The sequence below is a fragment of the Halorussus salilacus genome, from assembly GCF_024138125.1.
In the GTDB taxonomy this organism is placed as follows: domain Archaea; phylum Halobacteriota; class Halobacteria; order Halobacteriales; family Haladaptataceae; genus Halorussus; species Halorussus salilacus.
Genome location: NZ_CP099993.1, coordinates 1,073,786 through 1,088,091 on the forward strand (window position 1 = coordinate 1,073,786; position 14,306 = coordinate 1,088,091).

At 70.8% G+C, this 14,306-nt stretch carries 14 protein-coding genes and 1 tRNA gene; 7 read left to right on the forward strand and 8 right to left on the reverse strand.

Annotation, left to right across the window (positions count from 1 at the left end):
• Positions 1-139: 139 nt before the first annotated feature.
• The 3 genes from NGM10_RS05500 to NGM10_RS05510 form a co-directional block, all read right to left on the reverse strand.
• On the reverse strand, positions 140-2,032 hold the full coding sequence (locus NGM10_RS05500; protein ID WP_253482707.1) for a DUF2070 family protein: 1,893 nt from the start codon (positions 2,030-2,032) through the stop codon (positions 140-142).
• A 299-nt stretch (positions 2,033-2,331) separates the two neighbouring features.
• The gene (locus tag NGM10_RS05505; RefSeq protein WP_253482710.1) at positions 2,332-2,919 is read right to left on the reverse strand and encodes a GMP synthase subunit A; all 588 of its coding nucleotides are present in this window, start codon (positions 2,917-2,919) and stop codon (positions 2,332-2,334) included.
• 60 nt (positions 2,920-2,979) lie between these two features.
• Positions 2,980-3,513 (reverse strand): DUF7097 family protein, encoded by a 534-nt coding sequence (locus tag NGM10_RS05510; RefSeq protein WP_253482712.1) that lies wholly within the window; start codon positions 3,511-3,513, stop codon positions 2,980-2,982.
• Positions 3,514-3,944: 431 nt separating this feature from the next.
• On the opposite strand from NGM10_RS05510, the gene NGM10_RS05515 reads away from it, so the two are divergent.
• The 5 genes from NGM10_RS05515 to NGM10_RS05535 all read left to right on the forward strand — a co-directional run bounded on the left by NGM10_RS05515 (position 3,945) and on the right by NGM10_RS05535 (position 8,995).
• A complete protein-coding gene (locus tag NGM10_RS05515) occupies positions 3,945-4,292 on the forward strand; it encodes a DUF192 domain-containing protein (RefSeq protein WP_253482715.1) in 348 nt (115 codons plus the stop codon).
• Positions 4,293-4,382: 90 nt separating this feature from the next.
• Positions 4,383-5,624: an MFS transporter gene (locus NGM10_RS05520; RefSeq protein WP_253482718.1), complete on the forward strand. Its 1,242-nt coding sequence runs from the start codon at positions 4,383-4,385 to the stop codon at positions 5,622-5,624.
• An 87-nt stretch (positions 5,625-5,711) separates the two neighbouring features.
• Entirely contained in the window at positions 5,712-7,265 is a 1,554-nt protein-coding gene (locus tag NGM10_RS05525) for a 2-isopropylmalate synthase (RefSeq protein ID WP_253482721.1), read from the forward strand.
• Positions 7,266-7,875: 610 nt separating this feature from the next.
• The gene (locus tag NGM10_RS05530; protein WP_253482724.1) at positions 7,876-8,376 is read left to right on the forward strand and encodes a TspO/MBR family protein; all 501 of its coding nucleotides are present in this window, start codon (positions 7,876-7,878) and stop codon (positions 8,374-8,376) included.
• Positions 8,377-8,593: 217 nt separating this feature from the next.
• Entirely contained in the window at positions 8,594-8,995 is a 402-nt protein-coding gene (locus NGM10_RS05535) for a hypothetical protein (RefSeq protein ID WP_253482727.1), read from the forward strand.
• Positions 8,996-9,077: 82 nt separating this feature from the next.
• On the opposite strand, the gene NGM10_RS05540 is transcribed toward NGM10_RS05535, so the two are convergent.
• Positions 9,078-9,162: transfer RNA gene (locus NGM10_RS05540), tRNA-Ser, on the reverse strand.
• A 146-nt stretch (positions 9,163-9,308) separates the two neighbouring features.
• On the opposite strand from NGM10_RS05540, the gene NGM10_RS05545 reads away from it, so the two are divergent.
• Together NGM10_RS05545 and NGM10_RS05550 are read left to right on the forward strand one after the other, a co-directional pair.
• Entirely contained in the window at positions 9,309-10,259 is a 951-nt protein-coding gene (locus NGM10_RS05545) for an AAA family ATPase (RefSeq protein ID WP_253482730.1), read from the forward strand.
• Between the two features lie 77 nt (positions 10,260-10,336).
• Positions 10,337-10,504, forward strand: a complete 168-nt coding sequence (locus tag NGM10_RS05550) for a hypothetical protein (protein WP_253482731.1) — start codon at positions 10,337-10,339, stop codon at positions 10,502-10,504.
• Between the two features lie 167 nt (positions 10,505-10,671).
• Here NGM10_RS05550 and NGM10_RS05555 read toward each other — a convergent pair whose 3' ends face one another.
• The 4 genes from NGM10_RS05555 to NGM10_RS05570 are packed head-to-tail and all read right to left on the reverse strand — an operon-like array spanning position 10,672 to position 14,070.
• On the reverse strand, positions 10,672-11,172 hold the full coding sequence (locus NGM10_RS05555; RefSeq protein WP_253482734.1) for a DUF7519 family protein: 501 nt from the start codon (positions 11,170-11,172) through the stop codon (positions 10,672-10,674).
• Positions 11,169-12,440: a DUF58 domain-containing protein gene (locus NGM10_RS05560; protein WP_253482737.1), complete on the reverse strand. Its 1,272-nt coding sequence runs from the start codon at positions 12,438-12,440 to the stop codon at positions 11,169-11,171. The genes NGM10_RS05555 and NGM10_RS05560 overlap by 4 nt, the downstream gene beginning before the upstream one ends.
• Positions 12,437-13,081 (reverse strand): DUF7269 family protein, encoded by a 645-nt coding sequence (locus tag NGM10_RS05565; RefSeq protein WP_253482740.1) that lies wholly within the window; start codon positions 13,079-13,081, stop codon positions 12,437-12,439. The genes NGM10_RS05560 and NGM10_RS05565 overlap by 4 nt, the downstream gene beginning before the upstream one ends.
• On the reverse strand, positions 13,078-14,070 hold the full coding sequence (locus NGM10_RS05570) for a DUF4129 domain-containing protein (protein ID WP_253482743.1): 993 nt from the start codon (positions 14,068-14,070) through the stop codon (positions 13,078-13,080). Before NGM10_RS05570 ends, NGM10_RS05565 begins: the two co-directional genes overlap by 4 nt.
• Between the last annotated feature and the right edge of the window lie 236 nt (positions 14,071-14,306).

Sequence of the window (14,306 nt, forward strand, 5' to 3'; positions counted from 1 at the left end):
CGAGCGAACACCACAAAGCATTTCCCCGCCCCACGAATTGCGTTCAAACACCGCGGGTAGGGGTACGCGCGGTATGCGGCATTCTTTCGGCGCTACATCGGCTAGCCGTGCGTGTCGTCGGTGTCGAGACCGAGCAGTCTCACGCCAAGAAGAAGACGACCACGCTTATCGCCATCGCCGCGAGCACGACCGCGCCCGCCAGCGCCCCGCCCATCGAGATGACGGCGTTCGCGTGGCTCGCGAGCGTCTCGGTCCGGTCGTTGCCGAAGACGGTCACCTCGGCGCGCTCGCTCGCCATCCCGCCCTCGACGGGTTCGAGGTCCGCGCTGGCCTCGATCACGAGGTCCTCGACGAGAGCCACGAGATCGCCCTGCGAGATGGCCGCCCCGACCTGATTCTCGGACTTGGTCTTGTTGACGACGTGGTTGTCGGTGGTCAGCACCTCGACCGCGTCGACCGGTTCGGCGGCGTCGGCTCCGACCGCCGCCACGATGCGGTCCCGGAGGCCGGGTTCCATGTTGTTGCCGTCGACGAGGACGTAGGCCGAGCGGTGGTCGCCGACCTCGAAGACCGCGACCCGGACCCCGAGCGGGCCGATTCCCTCGCGGGGCGTCCAGTCGGTCGGGTCCCACGCGGTCCCGAGGCGGAGGCCCTCCTGCGGGGTATCGGCCAGTTCGGACGCCGCGTCACGGGCCGCCTCCATCAGGTCGAACGACCGCTCGCTACCGGGGTAGACGTGGCCGAGGTCCTCCACGTCGCTGAGGCCGTCGTTGCAGTTGTGGGCGTCGGCCAGCATGACCTCGTCGAACCCGCTTGACCGGGCCTCGGCGGCGGCCGAGAGGCCGACCGCGTACATCACGTCGTCGGCGAAGTTCGGGGCGTAGGTCGACGCGAGCAGGAGGTCGTCGCCGAACGCCTGCCCGATGACCTTCGCGTCGCCCGACCGGGTGCGGACGCTCGGAGTGGCGGTCTCGGCGTACTCGATGTCGTCGGCGACCGACTCGGCGGTCTCGATGACGGTTTCGAGTTCGCGCTGGGTCACGAGGTTGAAGTCGTGGCCCGCGGTCGCGTGGGGCGGGAAGGCCAGTCCCTCGGCGGTCGCGGCCACGCGCTGGGGGAGGTTGCCGCCGCCTATCTCGCCCATCGGACCCGGGTGGATCATCGGCAGGACGAACCGGGCCTTCTCGGAGCCGTCTCCCCGGCGAAACGCGAGGACGGTCACGGGAACGACGGCCTCCTCGCCGATCTGCTCGAAGAAGTCCTCGAGTTCGTCGGTGCCCTCTGCGATGTGGCCCACGAATCCGCGGAGGAAGTCGAGCATGCTCACCCCGAGGCTCCGCTCCCACGGCCGGTCGATGAACCGGACGAACGCCCACACCCCCGCGCCGTAGACCAGACACAAAATGCCGAGCAGGGCGAAGTCGACCGCGGCGATGGCACCGAGCGCCGGAGGTGCCTCGGCGGCCCGACGCATCGAGATGGCGACGAACGTCTCGACCAGCGGGCCGCCCCCGAGGTGGAGGTACTGCATGGTCCCGCTGTAGACGAACACGAGGACCGCGGCCGTGACGGTCTGGAGGCTGGCGGGGATGGCGGCGACCACCACAGACCTGCCCGAGATGGCCAGCACGACCAGTAGACGGAGCGCGAACACCGACGCCAGTCCCACGATGAGCGCGTCGAAGACGAACCCCTGAGCGAGTCGCTCGGACAGCACCGCGGCCGCGCCCGCGACGGCCATGACCGCGACCAGCACTCCCTCGCAGGTCAGCGCGAGCAGCGACGAGCGATTGTAGGTGAGCTGGCCGCCGAACCGGCGGTCGACCGGCGTGGTGAGCAGGCTGGCGACGACGGTAGGGACGCCGATGAAGAACACGCCCTGCCACGCGTCCTCCAGCACGAATCCGGCGTCGAACGCGCCGACGCCCGCGACAGCGGCGATGAGGAGCGCGAACGCGAGGCTGGTGTGCCACCGGGGCGCGCGGAAGATGAACCGCGACAGGCTGGCGAGGTCGCCCTGCGTCGCTGTCATTGTCGGGGGATACGAGAGGCGACGGTTAAAAGATGCCACTCGCGGCGAGAATTATAAACAAGACTACACGAATGCGAGGGGTCGATTGGCGACGGGGACCACCGGAAACGGCTGGCGCGACAAAACGCCGGGAAGCGCCGCCGACCTGACCGCCAGGGAAGGGACTGGGAGGGGCCGCCCGCTCGCGGGCCACCGGCCCGCGAGCGGGCGGGACGTTCGAGGAGTCCGTCGCCGACGAAAGACGGACGCAGATCGAACAGGGGGTTTCGAGAAGGGGACTACAGAAGAACCGGCCGACGTCAGGCCGACGACTCGGCCCGTTCCCGTTCGCCAGCGCGCTGCTCGCAGACCGCGACGAAGTTCTCGAAGAGCTGCTCGCCCTCGGCGGTGTGGGCGACCTCGGGGTGCCACTGGACGCCGTAGAGGTCCCGGTCGGTGTCGCTCATCGCCTCGACGCCGCAGACGTCGCTGGTGGCGGTCCGGGCGAACCCCTCGGGGACCGCCTTGACCTCGTCGGCGTGGCTGGCCCACACCCTGGTCTCGGGCGCGAGCGAACCCACCACGGGGTCGGAGTCGTCCAGAATCTCGACGGTCACGTCGGCGTACCCGCCGTAGTCGCCCTCGCCGACCTCGCCGTCGAGGAGGTGGGCGATGGCCTGCATGCCGAGACAGATGCCCAGCACGGGTACGTCGAGGTCGAGGTAGTCGGCGCAGTTGCCGATGTCGTCGATGTCGGGACCGCCCGAGAGGACGAGGCCGTCGGCGTCGATGTCTTCGGGGGGCGTGTCGTTGTCGAGTATCTCGGTGTCGACCCCCATGTCGCGGAGCGTGCGGTGTTCGAGGTGGGTGAACTGCCCATGGTTGTCGACCACGACGATGCGCGTCATTGGGGAGTGATAGCCGGTTGGGCTACAAAAGGAGTTCGGAGACGCGCGAAATCCGCGCGGTCAGTCCCCGCGCTCGCGGTCGTAGCGCTCCGCGGCCGACTCGAAGGCGGCCTCGCGCTGTTCGCGGCTCCGACGCCCCTCCTTCTCCGCGATGGCCTCGGGGTCGGGGTTGGCGTCGTCGTCGATTCGCGCCCACGACTTGTGGACCTTGGCGTGACACCACCGACAGAGGTAGACCGTGATTTCGTGGCTCAGGGTCTCTCCCGCCCCCGCATACGAGAGGTGGTGCTCTTCGAGCAGGGGCCGCTCGTCGGAGTGGGCCATCCGGCGCTCCTCCAGTCCACAGCGGATGCACTCCCGGTCGCGGTTCCGACACCGGAAGTGCGGGCACGACTCCCAGCTCCAGCCCTCGTCCGGGTCGGCCGCCGGGCACCGCAACTCATCCTCGCGGCGCTCGCGGGCGAACTCGGGGTCCTGCTCGGGGTGTTCGAAGGCGTACCGACACTTGCCCTCGTCGGTGAGGTGGTCGCAGACCCCCGCGTGGTCGTAGGGGTCGTCGACCCCGACGGGGGTCCCGGAGGGCGTCTCCTTCATCGTCTGGTGGTGGGTGGGGCGTTCTGGAATAAAAACGTGTGGCTAGAAAACGGTGTTCGGAAAACGGTCGTCCGCGGACGAATTACTGACGACGTATCGGACAACAGCTAGGAGGCCTCCGCCCGGTCGCGACGAACTCCGAGTTTCAAAACCGAGAACAGCCAGAAAGCCCCCGCCCGGTCGCGGTCGTTGCTCGACATATCTCGGCCTCTCCGCACAACCCGGCCGAGATAGTGGCCGAGCAAGCGACCAAGTAAACGCGACCGGGCGGCCCCTTTCAGTCCCACCCAAGGCGGTTGGTCGGGGCTGTTTTGCGGTTGAATGTGTGACCGGCCGTTTCTCGTGGTTCGGGTCACCGAGCGCCGCCCGCCGGACCCCGGCCGCCGCGGGCCAACGCAACGCTTTTTTCGCCGCCGCGACCACCTCCCGTCGTGCGACTGATACGAGAGTCCGAGGGCGGCCGCGAGACGCTGGCCACCGAGGTCGAGACCGCCGACTCGTTCCTCTCGCGGGCGAGGGGCCTGATGTTCCGGCGGTCGATTCCGGACGACTACGCGCTGGTCTTCGAGTTCGACGGGGTGGCGAGCCGGGACGTTCACATGGTATTCGTCCCCTTCCCGCTCGACGTGCTGTGGCTCCGGGACGGCGAGGTCCAGAAGAAAGAGCGCCTCTCGGCGTGGACCGGGCTGGCGAAGGCCGAGGCCGACCGACTGGTCGAGCTTCCGGCGGGGGCCGCAGACGGCGTCTCGGTCGGCGACGAGGTGCGCCTCGTCGGGTAGTCACGCTCGCGGCTCCGAGTCGTCGTATTACGATTCGTCCGGTTCGGTCATAACAAAACATTTCAAGTCTGGAATCGCTCGTCTCGTGTGATGGCACGCCACGAGCGGCCCGGGCGCGTTCCCGACGCCGTCGTCCTGAAGTACTACGCCTACAAGGCGACGAAAGCCGTCGAGTTCTACCGACCCGTGATGTACCTCTACTTCCTCTCGCAGGGGCTGTCGTTCACCCAAATCGCCGTCCTCGAAGCAGTCTACAACGTCACGACGGTCCTCGGCGAGGTGCCGACGGGGTACGTCGGCGACCGGGTCGGGCGTCGAAACAGCCTGCTCATCGGGACCGGTCTCATCACGGTCACGCTCGTCGGCATCGGCCTCTCGGGGTCGTTTGTCGGACTCCTCGGCCTGTACGTCTGCTGGTCGATGGGCTACAATTTCCGGTCGGGGAGCGAAGACGCGTGGCTCTACGACACCCTCACCGACGACCTCTCGGAAGGGCAGTTCTCGCGGGTTCGCGGGCGTGGCGAGTCGGTCTCGCTACTTACCGGCGTCGTCGCGGCCGTCGTCGGCGGCTACCTCGGAAGTCAGGACCTCTCGTACCCCTTCTTCGTCGCCGCGGGCGTCACCGCGCTCGGGCTTCCGGCCCTCCTCTCGCTGTCGGAACCCGACACGTACGAGGCGACCGACCGAGACGACCTGTCGCTCCGCCGAACCCTCGGCATCGTCCGCGACGTGGTGACGAACCACCGAATTCGCGCGTTCATCGTCTATTACTACGTCCTGCTCGCGGCCGTCCTCTACCTCGTGTTCATGTTCGTCCAGCCGATCTTCGAGACGGTCGTCGTGGACCTCGGAGCGCCACCGGCCCGCGTGGAATCGCTTCTGGGCTGGTACTACGCGGCGATCAGCCTCGTCGGGGCGGGAATCAGTTACTACACCGGAGCCATCAAATCGCGAATCGGTCTCCGGCGATGGTTCCTCGTCCTTCCGTTCGCGGTCGGCGCGGCGCTGGTCGGGATGTACGTGGCTCCGGTACTCGCGCTCCCCGTCCTCCTGCTCGCTCGTGGGGTCGCAGACACGACCAAGGCACTCGCCAGCCAGTACATCAACGACCGCATCGAGTCGGTCGGGCGGGCGACCGTGCTGAGCGCGATGGCGATGGTGAGCGGAGTGACCGTGATTCCGTTCCAACTCGGAAGCGGCGTGGCCTCGGACGTCTCCTCGCCACTGCTGGCGCTGGCGGTCGCTGGCGTCGTCCTCATCGCTGGCTCGCTCGCCGTCGTCGCGTGGGAGGTCCCCGTGGCGTCGGACGGGCCAGCGAGCGAACTCGGCTGAGAACTGCCGGTCCGACAGACCCGCCTGTCACAAGGGGCCCTTTAGGCCCGTCGCAGAGAGAGGGTGCGGTGTGGTTTCGCATGACCCGTGACCGATTTATTCGGGGATTCCCCGAATAGCACACCTCTCTCAGACCGCGACGTACAGCTTCTGGACACCACGCTCCGCGACGGCGAGCAAGCACCGGGGGTCTCGCTGTCGCCCGACGAAAAGGCAGAGATAGCCGCCGCGCTCGACCGCGCGGGCGTCGACGTCGTCGAGGCCGGGAGCGCCTGCACCGGCGACGGCGAGCGCGACGCCATCCGGCGGGTGACCGACCTCGACCTCGACGCCCGGGTCACAAGCTTCGCCCGCGGGGTCCGGGCCGACGTGGACCTCGCGCTCGACTGCGACGTCGACGGCGTGAACCTCGTCGTACCCGCCAGCGACCGCCACGTTGAGGGAAAGGTCGGCACCACTCGGTCGGCGGTGGTCGAGACGACCGCCGACCTCGTGGCCCACGCCCGCGACCACGGCCTCTGGGTCGAGGTCGTCGGCGAGGACGGCTCGCGGGCCGACCTCGACTTCCTCGAACGCCTCGCGGAGGCCGCCCACGACGCGGGCGCAGACCGCTTCTGTGTCGCCGACACGGTGGGCCACGCCGGACCCGAGCGAGTCGGCGAGGCGGTCTCGCGGCTCGCCGACCTCGGGCCGACCAGCGTCCACACCCACGACGACCTCGGCCTCGCGGTGACGAACGCCCTCGCCGGTGTCTCTGCGGGCGCGAACCTCGTCCACGCCACCGTCAACGGCGTCGGCGAGCGCGCGGGCAACGTCGCGCTCGAAGAGGTCGCCATCGCGCTCGACCACTGCTACGGCGTCGAGACCGCCGAGACGACCGAACTCTACGACCTCGCGCGCACGGTCGCAGACGCGACCGGCGTCCCCCTCGCGCCGAACAAGGCGGTCGTCGGCGAGAACGCCTTCGCCCACGAATCGGGCATCCACACCGACGGCACCCTCAAGGACGAGGCGATGTACGAGCCCTACCCGCCCGAGAAGGTGGGCCGCGAGCGCCGCCTCGTCCTCGGCAAGCACACCGGCCGGGCAGGAGCGAAGGCGGCGCTCGCCGAGCACGGCGTCGAGGTCGGCGACGACGAACTCCGCGAGGTGGTCGCCCGCGTCCAGCGACTCGCCGAGCGCGGCAAGCGCGTGACCGACGCCGACCTGCTCGCGGTCGCCGACGACGTGCGGGGGATGGAACGCGACCGCCGTATCGAGCTCCGGGAGCTCACCGCGACCAGCGGCGGGCCCCTCCCCACCGCGAGCGTCCGCCTCGATATCGACGGCGAGGAGCGAGTCGCCTCCGGCACCGGCGACGGACCGGTCGACGCCGCGGTCGCGGCGGTCCGCGAGGCCGCGGGGTCGGCCGCAGACGCCGCGCTCGAATCCTACCGCGTCGACGCCATCACCGGCGGCACCGACGCCGTGGTCACCGTCGAGGTCGAGATGACCCGGGGCGACCGGGCCGTCACCGTGCGAGCCAGCGACGGCGACATCACCCGGGCGAGCGTCACCGCGATGGTCGACGCCCTCGACCGCCTGCTCGCGCTCGGAGACGACTCGGAGGCCGACTCCGAGACCGCGGTCGCCGACGACTGAGTCGCCGACTGCCGCGACCCAGACTCCCGCGACCGGCGGCGGCCGAGCGCGCCGCGCTCGGCGACGCGAACCACGGGTGTCGGCCGGTGACACGTTCTACCGGAAAACGGCCGGTGAATCATCCGCCGAGTATCGGCCGGTGGACCATCCACCAGAAAACGGCCGATGACACAGCCGACCGGCGGGACTGAAAGGGGCCGCCCGCTCGCGGGTCGGAGACCCGTGGTCGCCTGACCGACCCCTATCTGCGCCGATGCGGTGCGTTGCGGTGAGGCGCAGATATGTCGGTCAGCGACCGCGAGCGGGCGGGGGCTTTCTGGGCGTTCTTGGTTTTGGAAGTCGTCGTGGGTAGCGACCGCGAGCGGGGGCTTTCTGGGCGTTCTCGGCTTTGGAAGTCGTCGTTGGTAGCGAGCGGGCGGGGGCTTTCTGGGCGTTCTTGGTTTTGGAAGTCGTCGTTGGTAGCGAGCGGGCGGGGGCTTTCGGAAGCGTTTGCGGTCCAGAATTCCCCGGTTCGTACCGCACGTATCGAGACGTTCCGCCCGATCACGACTCGAATCCATCCGGTCCCTCGACTCCGAATTTATACCTCCGAGGACCGTAGTACAGCACCATGAGCGTTATCGACGCGGCACGCCGGAACGCCGTCGACTGGCCCGCACTCCTCGCGAGCGTCCTCGTCTGCGAGCTCGCGGGAATCGTCCCCTCGATACTGACCGCGGGCGACGTTGCGACGTGGTACCCGACCCTCGCCAAGCCGTGGTTCACGCCGCCGAGCTGGGTGTTCGGCCCGGTCTGGACCACCCTCTACCTCCTGATGGGCGTGGCGCTGTACCTCGTCTGGAAGCGCGCGACCGGCCGCCTCCGGCGGGTCGCGCTCGGCGTCTTCGCGGTCCAGTTGGTCCTCAACGCGGGGTGGACGCTCACCTTCTTCGGGGCGCGCGAGATACTCGGCGGGCTGGTCGTCATCGTCGCCCTGCTCGCGACCATCCTCGCGACGATTGGGGCGTTCGCCCGCGTCGACCGTCGGGCGGCCGCGCTCCTCGTTCCCTACCTGCTGTGGGTCGGGTTCGCCACCGCGCTCAACTACGACCTCTGGCGGCTCAACGGCTGAGTGCCGCTGGCGGCTCAACGGCTGAGTGCCGCTGGCGGCTCGACGGCTGAACGCCTCCGGCGACTCGACGACCGAGCGTCGGCGAGGCGTCCCCGGCGAGTATCCGGACGTTACGCGCCCGAACGCCCGCCCAACGACCGCCTGAACCCGGTTTGCCTGCCGTTACCGCCGGTTTTCCCGCCGTATAACAAAGTCGGGACGGGGCGTCGCGTGGGACGTGTCGAATCGCTCCGTCAGCCGGTCGTCCGTCGGGGGAAGCGGTCGCTACGCGGTCGGCGCGAACCGCTACGCGCTGTTCGCGGTCCTGTTCGCGGGCAAGGCGCTCGACGCCGTCAGCACCGTGACCGTCCTCTCGCTGCGGGACGACGTCTACGAGTCGATGTGGCTCACCCGAACCCTGATGGCCGAACTGGGGATGGTCACGGGCGTGTCGGTGACCGTCGTCATCGCGGTCGGCGGCGTGATGATGTTCGCCGAGAGCGGCGAGGTCGTCGCCAGAGCCGCGCCCGAGGAGTGGGCACCCGACGACTACCCCCCAGCGTTCCGGGTGATCACGTACTGCTCGGCCGGGGCGTGGTACGGGTTTCTGGGACTTCACAACTTCTCGTTGCTGTTCTGAGCGGCACGCTCGCCGTCTCATCGAGACGACCGTTCGACGAAACGGTCGCAAGCGTAGCTGGCAATCGTGAAATCCGGAGAAGCGCCGAGGGAGCGATTTGAACGCTCGAGTCCGTGAGGACAGTTGCTCTCGAAGCAACCGCCTTGGCCGGGCTAGGCTACCTCGGCTCACCACAACGTACCGCCCTCTCCGACTTAGTGGTTTCGATTCAGGCCGGGCGTACGGTGAGGACAGGCGTCGCCTGTCGGCGGTTTTCGGACCGACCAATCAGCCGACCGCCACCTTCAAGCGGTCACCGGCCCGGGAGTAGGGTATGGACGTAACCGAGGCGAGCGAGCGGTGTGATTCGGTCCTCGACGCGGTCGGGAGCGCGGTCGTCGCCGACCGCGAGTTCCTGAAGACGGTGTTGCTGGGCGTGCTGGCCGACGGCCACGTCCTGCTGGAGGACGTGCCCGGCACGGGCAAGACCCTCACGGCCCGGGGGTTCGCCGACGCGCTCGGCCTCTCGTTCTCGCGCGTGCAGTTCACCCCCGACCTCCTCCCGGCCGACGTGACCGGGACCCACGTATTCAACGAGGGGACCCGGGAGTTCGAGTTCAGCGAGGGGCCCATCTTCGCCAACGTGGTGCTGGCCGACGAGATAAATCGAGCGCCCCCGAAAACCCAGGCCGCGCTGCTCGAAGCCATGGAGGAGGCACAGGTCACCGTCGACGGCGAGACCCACGACCTCCCACGGCCGTTCTTCGTCATCGCGACTCAGAACCCGGTCGAACAGGAGGGCACCTTCCCCCTCCCCGAGGCGCAGGTCGACCGCTTCGCTGTCAAGTCGTCCATCGGCTACCCCGAGGCCGACGGCGAGTACGAACTCCTCCGACGGCGGGCCGGACGCTCGGCCCAGAGCCCCTCGGTCGAGACGGTGCTCGACGAGGACCTCGTGACCGACCTCCGGGAGGTGCCCGAGACGGTCCGGGTCGACGACGACCTGCTGGAGTACGTCGCGAACGTCGCGCGCGCGACCCGCCGGGACCGGCGGGTCGCGGTCGGGGTCTCCCCGCGCGGGACCCAGCGGCTGTTCGAGGCCGCCAGGGCCTACGCCGCGATGGAGGGCAGGGAGTTCGTGACCCCCGACGACGTAAAGCGCGTGGCCCACCCCGTGCTGGCCCACCGAATCGTGCTGACGCCGGACGCGCAGGTCGACGACGTCGAGAAGTCGGCGATAGTCGGGCGCGTCCTCGACGAGGTCGAAGTGCCGACCGTGGAGTAGGTCGCCGACCGTGGCGCGAGTTTCACTTTCGCCCCGGTTGGCTCGATTTTATATCACCTCCTCGACCATCCCGGAACATGGACGCAGAGGACGACGACCGGGAGGGGTCGGACGGCGACGCCGACGCGACCGATGCTGGCTCCGCCGAGGACGAACCCCGCGAACTGTCGGACCTCGACCCGAACGCCGAGGAGGCGGCTCGGAAGGTCGACCGGCAGTTGCGGCGACTCCGACTCGGGGAGTGAGGGCCGCCAGCGGAAGTGAGGGCCGCCAGCGGAAGTGAGGGCCGCCAGCGGAAGTGAGGGCCGTCAACGGGTACGCTCCGCGTCGGCGAGTCGGCGACTCGCCGACGCGGATGCGGCCCGCAGACGTTCGAAAATGGTGGAACCGGAGGCGAACCGCGACCGTCGGCTCACGTCCGGAGCGCCGAGGTCAGCGCGAGCGCCGCCAGCAGGAGGAACACCAGCGCGGTCACGGGCTGGCCGCCAGACGCACCGAGGTAGATGGCGTATCCGAGTCCGCCAGCGCCGACCCCGACCACCGTGCTCGCGGCGGCGTGCGTCGCTTCGAGGTTGGTCGTGTCGGTCTCGCGGCCCAACTGCTCGCCGACGTTGATGGCCTGCTCGCCGAAGTCGTAGGCCAGTATCGCGCCGATGACCCCCGGCAGGAGGAGGTGGGCGAGCGGCGCGACCACGCCGCCGAACAGCGCCCCGACCAGCAGGGTCGCCGACCCGAGGGTGACCGCCCGGCGCGACCCCCGGACGACGCCGAGGAGGACTGCGAGGAGCCCCGCGGCCCCGACCGCGGCCGCAGCCGACGCCGCGAGCGCGCTCGCGCCGACCGACACCGTGGCGGCCGAGAGCGCGAGCCCCGCCGAGAACCGGGCGGGCGAGCGGTCGATCTCGCGGGTCACGCCCGCCACCTCCGGGCGGTCCGCTCCAGCGCGGCCCCGAGCGCGTCGTCGGTGTCCCAGTCGACGACCCGGAGGCCGCTCGCCCGGAGGTCCGAGACCCGCCGGGCGCGCAGGGTCCGCGCGAGTCGCTGGCCCGGCGTCCCGACCGCGGTGGGGTCGGGAGCGAGGACGGTCACGAGGTGGCCCTCGGCGTCGAGCCTGCGGGCGGCCGTCGCGGCGAAGTCGTCGCACAGCGGCGAGACGAACAGGACCTGCGAGGAGGCGGGCAGGCGCTTGCGGAGCCACGCGAGCCGGGTGGTCGGGTAGAAGGCCCCCTCGGACGGCGCGGGCGAGAACGCCGGATGGGTCGCGAGCAGGTCGCGGACCCTCGCGCGGTGGTCGTTGCCCGACCCCGGCGCGAGCCAGCAGGTCACCGGCCCGAACGCCGCGATTCCGACCCGGTCGCCCGCGTCGAGGAGCCTCGTCACCGCCTTGCCCGCGGCGTCGACGCCGTGCTGGACCGCGTTGCGCTCGCCCTCGCCGGGCGCGAGGTAGGCCTCCTCGCGGGTGTCGACGACGACGACCACGCTCGCGGCCCGCTCCTCGCGGAACTCCACGGTGGTGAGGTCGCCCGTGCGCGCGAGTCGATTCCAGTCGACCCGCGAGAGGGGGTCGCCCCGGCGGTACTCCCGGGTGCCGTAGAACTCCACGCCCGACCCGCCGGTGTCGGTGGTGACCCGGCCGGTGTACCGCGTCGTCTGGGCGCGCAGGGGCACGTCGACGGTGGTCCCGAGCTTCGGGACGCAGGTCAGGGTCGTCTCGCACTCGACCTCGGTCTCGACCTCGGTCGCGCCGCTGAAGTCGCGGGCGACGACCTGCACCGGGTCGAACGCGTGGTCGCCGCGCTCGGCCTCGACGGCGTAGGTGAGGTGGGCGGTCTTGCCCGGTCGGAGCGCGGTCCCGAGCCGGGCCGACCCGTCGGTCACGGGGAGGGCGTCGGGGACGCCGTCGACGACCCGGAGGTCGGCGAGCGTGGCGTCGCCGACGTTCTCGACCGCCAGCTGCACCGCGACCTCGTCGCCGGGGAGGGGTTCGTCGTCGCTCACGGTCCGGGTCGCGTCGAGCGCGACCGCTGGGGTCCCCGCGGTCCGGGTGTAGGCCGCGAACGCCACCCCGACCACGCCCGACAGGAGGACCAGCGGATTGTTGAACACGATGCCGAGCCCGCCAGCGAGCAACGCGACCGCGCTGACGCCGCGCCAGCGGTTGGTCTCCCTGACCACCGTCACGGTTCGGCCTCCCGCCGGGTGGGCGTGTCTTCTCCCGACTCCGCGGAGGTTCCGCCGGGCGCGCGGGCGGCGGGCGCGCCGACGCCCGCCGCCCGCGCGACCGCGTCGGCGGTCCGGCGTATCCGGACCTGATGGCCCGACCGGGGACTGGCGACGAGTCGCAGTCTGGCCGAGAGCGGCGGTTTCGGCGCGTCCGAGTCGCCGAGGAACGACGCCGCGAAGGCGTCGTCGGTCCACGTCCCGGCCTCGATTCGCTCGCGTGCCTCCTCGCGCGAGACGTGGTCGCGGTCGGCGACCGCCGGGATGGCGGCCTCGCGCAGTCGGTCGCGGAGGTCGTTGCGCTCGCGGAGGGTGCTCCGGCGCGGCCCCGCCCGGAGCGTCGCCACCCGGTCGTCGAACTCCTCGCCGGGCACGGGCATCGACTCGACCGTCTCCACGTCGGGGGTCTCCGCGCCGCGCAACTCGGTCGCCCGCCGGGTGCGCGCGATCCGGACGCCTTGGACCAGCGCGAGCACGCCGATCAGGACGACCGCGGTGTAGTCGGCGGCTATCGCGGCCGCCAGACCGGGTTCGAGCACCATCAGCACCCCCAGCGCGACCGCCGCGACGCCGACCGCGGTGAGGACGGGATGGTCGCTCACGGGCGACCCTCCCCGCGGTTCTCGCCGCGACCCTCACCGCGGGCACCCTCGCCACCCTCGCCGTCGGCGTACTGGTCCTCGATGCGCCGGAGGGCGTCGAGCGCCCGGCGCTCGCGGTCGTCGGTCGGGGCCTCGCCGCCGTACCGGACCTCCTCGAACAGCGCGGTGAGTTCCCCGACGTCGTCGGGGTCCATCCCGGCCTCGACCGCGGCGGCCGCGAACTCCGCGGGGGTGCTCGACCGGGGGTTGGCCACGGCGAGGTGGTCGGTCATCTCGCGCCACGCGCGGTACACCTCGTTGGTCACGTCGGTTGCGTCCTCGATGCGGTCGGCGGCCGCGCCCGCGGCGCGGCCGACCGCGGCCACGTCGCTGCTGTCGGGGTCGGGCGAGTCCTCGACGGGGTCGGGGTCGTTGCCGCCCGAGGAGACGAACAGCAGGGCGACCGCCGCGGCGAGCGCGACGCCGAGTCCGACCAACAGCAGGACCGAGGGGTCGGTCAGGGTGGTGCCGGTCCCGGTCCCGGGCGCGCCGCTGCCGCCCGACGGGAGCGACGTGTCGTTCGCCCCGAACATCCCGACGTTCATCTCCTCGGGCGTCGAGGTCGTGCAGGTGGTGAGCAGGGCGTGAGCGAACAACAGCGGGAACCCGACCGGGCCGACGTACGCCATCGCGCCCAGCGGGCCCGCCCGCCGGTAGGCGAGGGCCGCGCCCCCGAGGAATCCGCCGACGAGCCCCGCGATGGCCCACCACTCGGTGAGGACGGGGTAGCAGGGGAAGTCCAGCGGCGCGCCGAACTCGCCCGACTCCCCGCCGAGGCTGGCGTCGGGGTCCTCCTGGTCGGGCACGCCAGGGTCGGGCGCTGGCTGGCCGACGCCGAAGCCGCCGCCGGAGTCGGTCTCGACCGCCGAGTCGAGGGTGGCGGCGGCCACGCCGATGGCGAGCACGCACAGGAGCGCGAGGACGATGGGGCGTACGGTATCGCTGTCCACACTGGTGGGTAGCGCGATTGATAACTTAGGGTTTCGGTCTCGGCGGGCGACCGGCGGTACGTGGCGGGCGGGTCGGCCGCCGCGCGGCCGACCCGCCCGCCGAACCCGGCTCGGATCGCCTCCGGCGAGGGCGGGAAACGGCGTATGCCCCGATTGGTCGCGTCCAACGACCCCTTTCCAGCGGTCGGTCGCGGCGTCCCTCGAACCGGGCCCCGGTTACCGAGACCGGTTCCGGC

Coding starts and splice junctions, on each gene's coding strand:
- NGM10_RS05530 (WP_253482724.1), top strand. CDS start 7,876: ATGAGCGTTATCGACGCGGCACGCCGGAACGCCGTCGACTGGCCCGCA.
- NGM10_RS05505 (WP_253482710.1), bottom strand. CDS start 2,919: ATGACGCGCATCGTCGTGGTCGACAACCATGGGCAGTTCACCCACCTC.
- NGM10_RS05545 (WP_253482730.1), top strand. CDS start 9,309: ATGGACGTAACCGAGGCGAGCGAGCGGTGTGATTCGGTCCTCGACGCG.
- NGM10_RS05500 (WP_253482707.1), bottom strand. CDS start 2,032: ATGACAGCGACGCAGGGCGACCTCGCCAGCCTGTCGCGGTTCATCTTC.
- NGM10_RS05520 (WP_253482718.1), top strand. CDS start 4,383: ATGGCACGCCACGAGCGGCCCGGGCGCGTTCCCGACGCCGTCGTCCTG.
- NGM10_RS05550 (WP_253482731.1), top strand. CDS start 10,337: ATGGACGCAGAGGACGACGACCGGGAGGGGTCGGACGGCGACGCCGAC.
- NGM10_RS05510 (WP_253482712.1), bottom strand. CDS start 3,513: ATGAAGGAGACGCCCTCCGGGACCCCCGTCGGGGTCGACGACCCCTAC.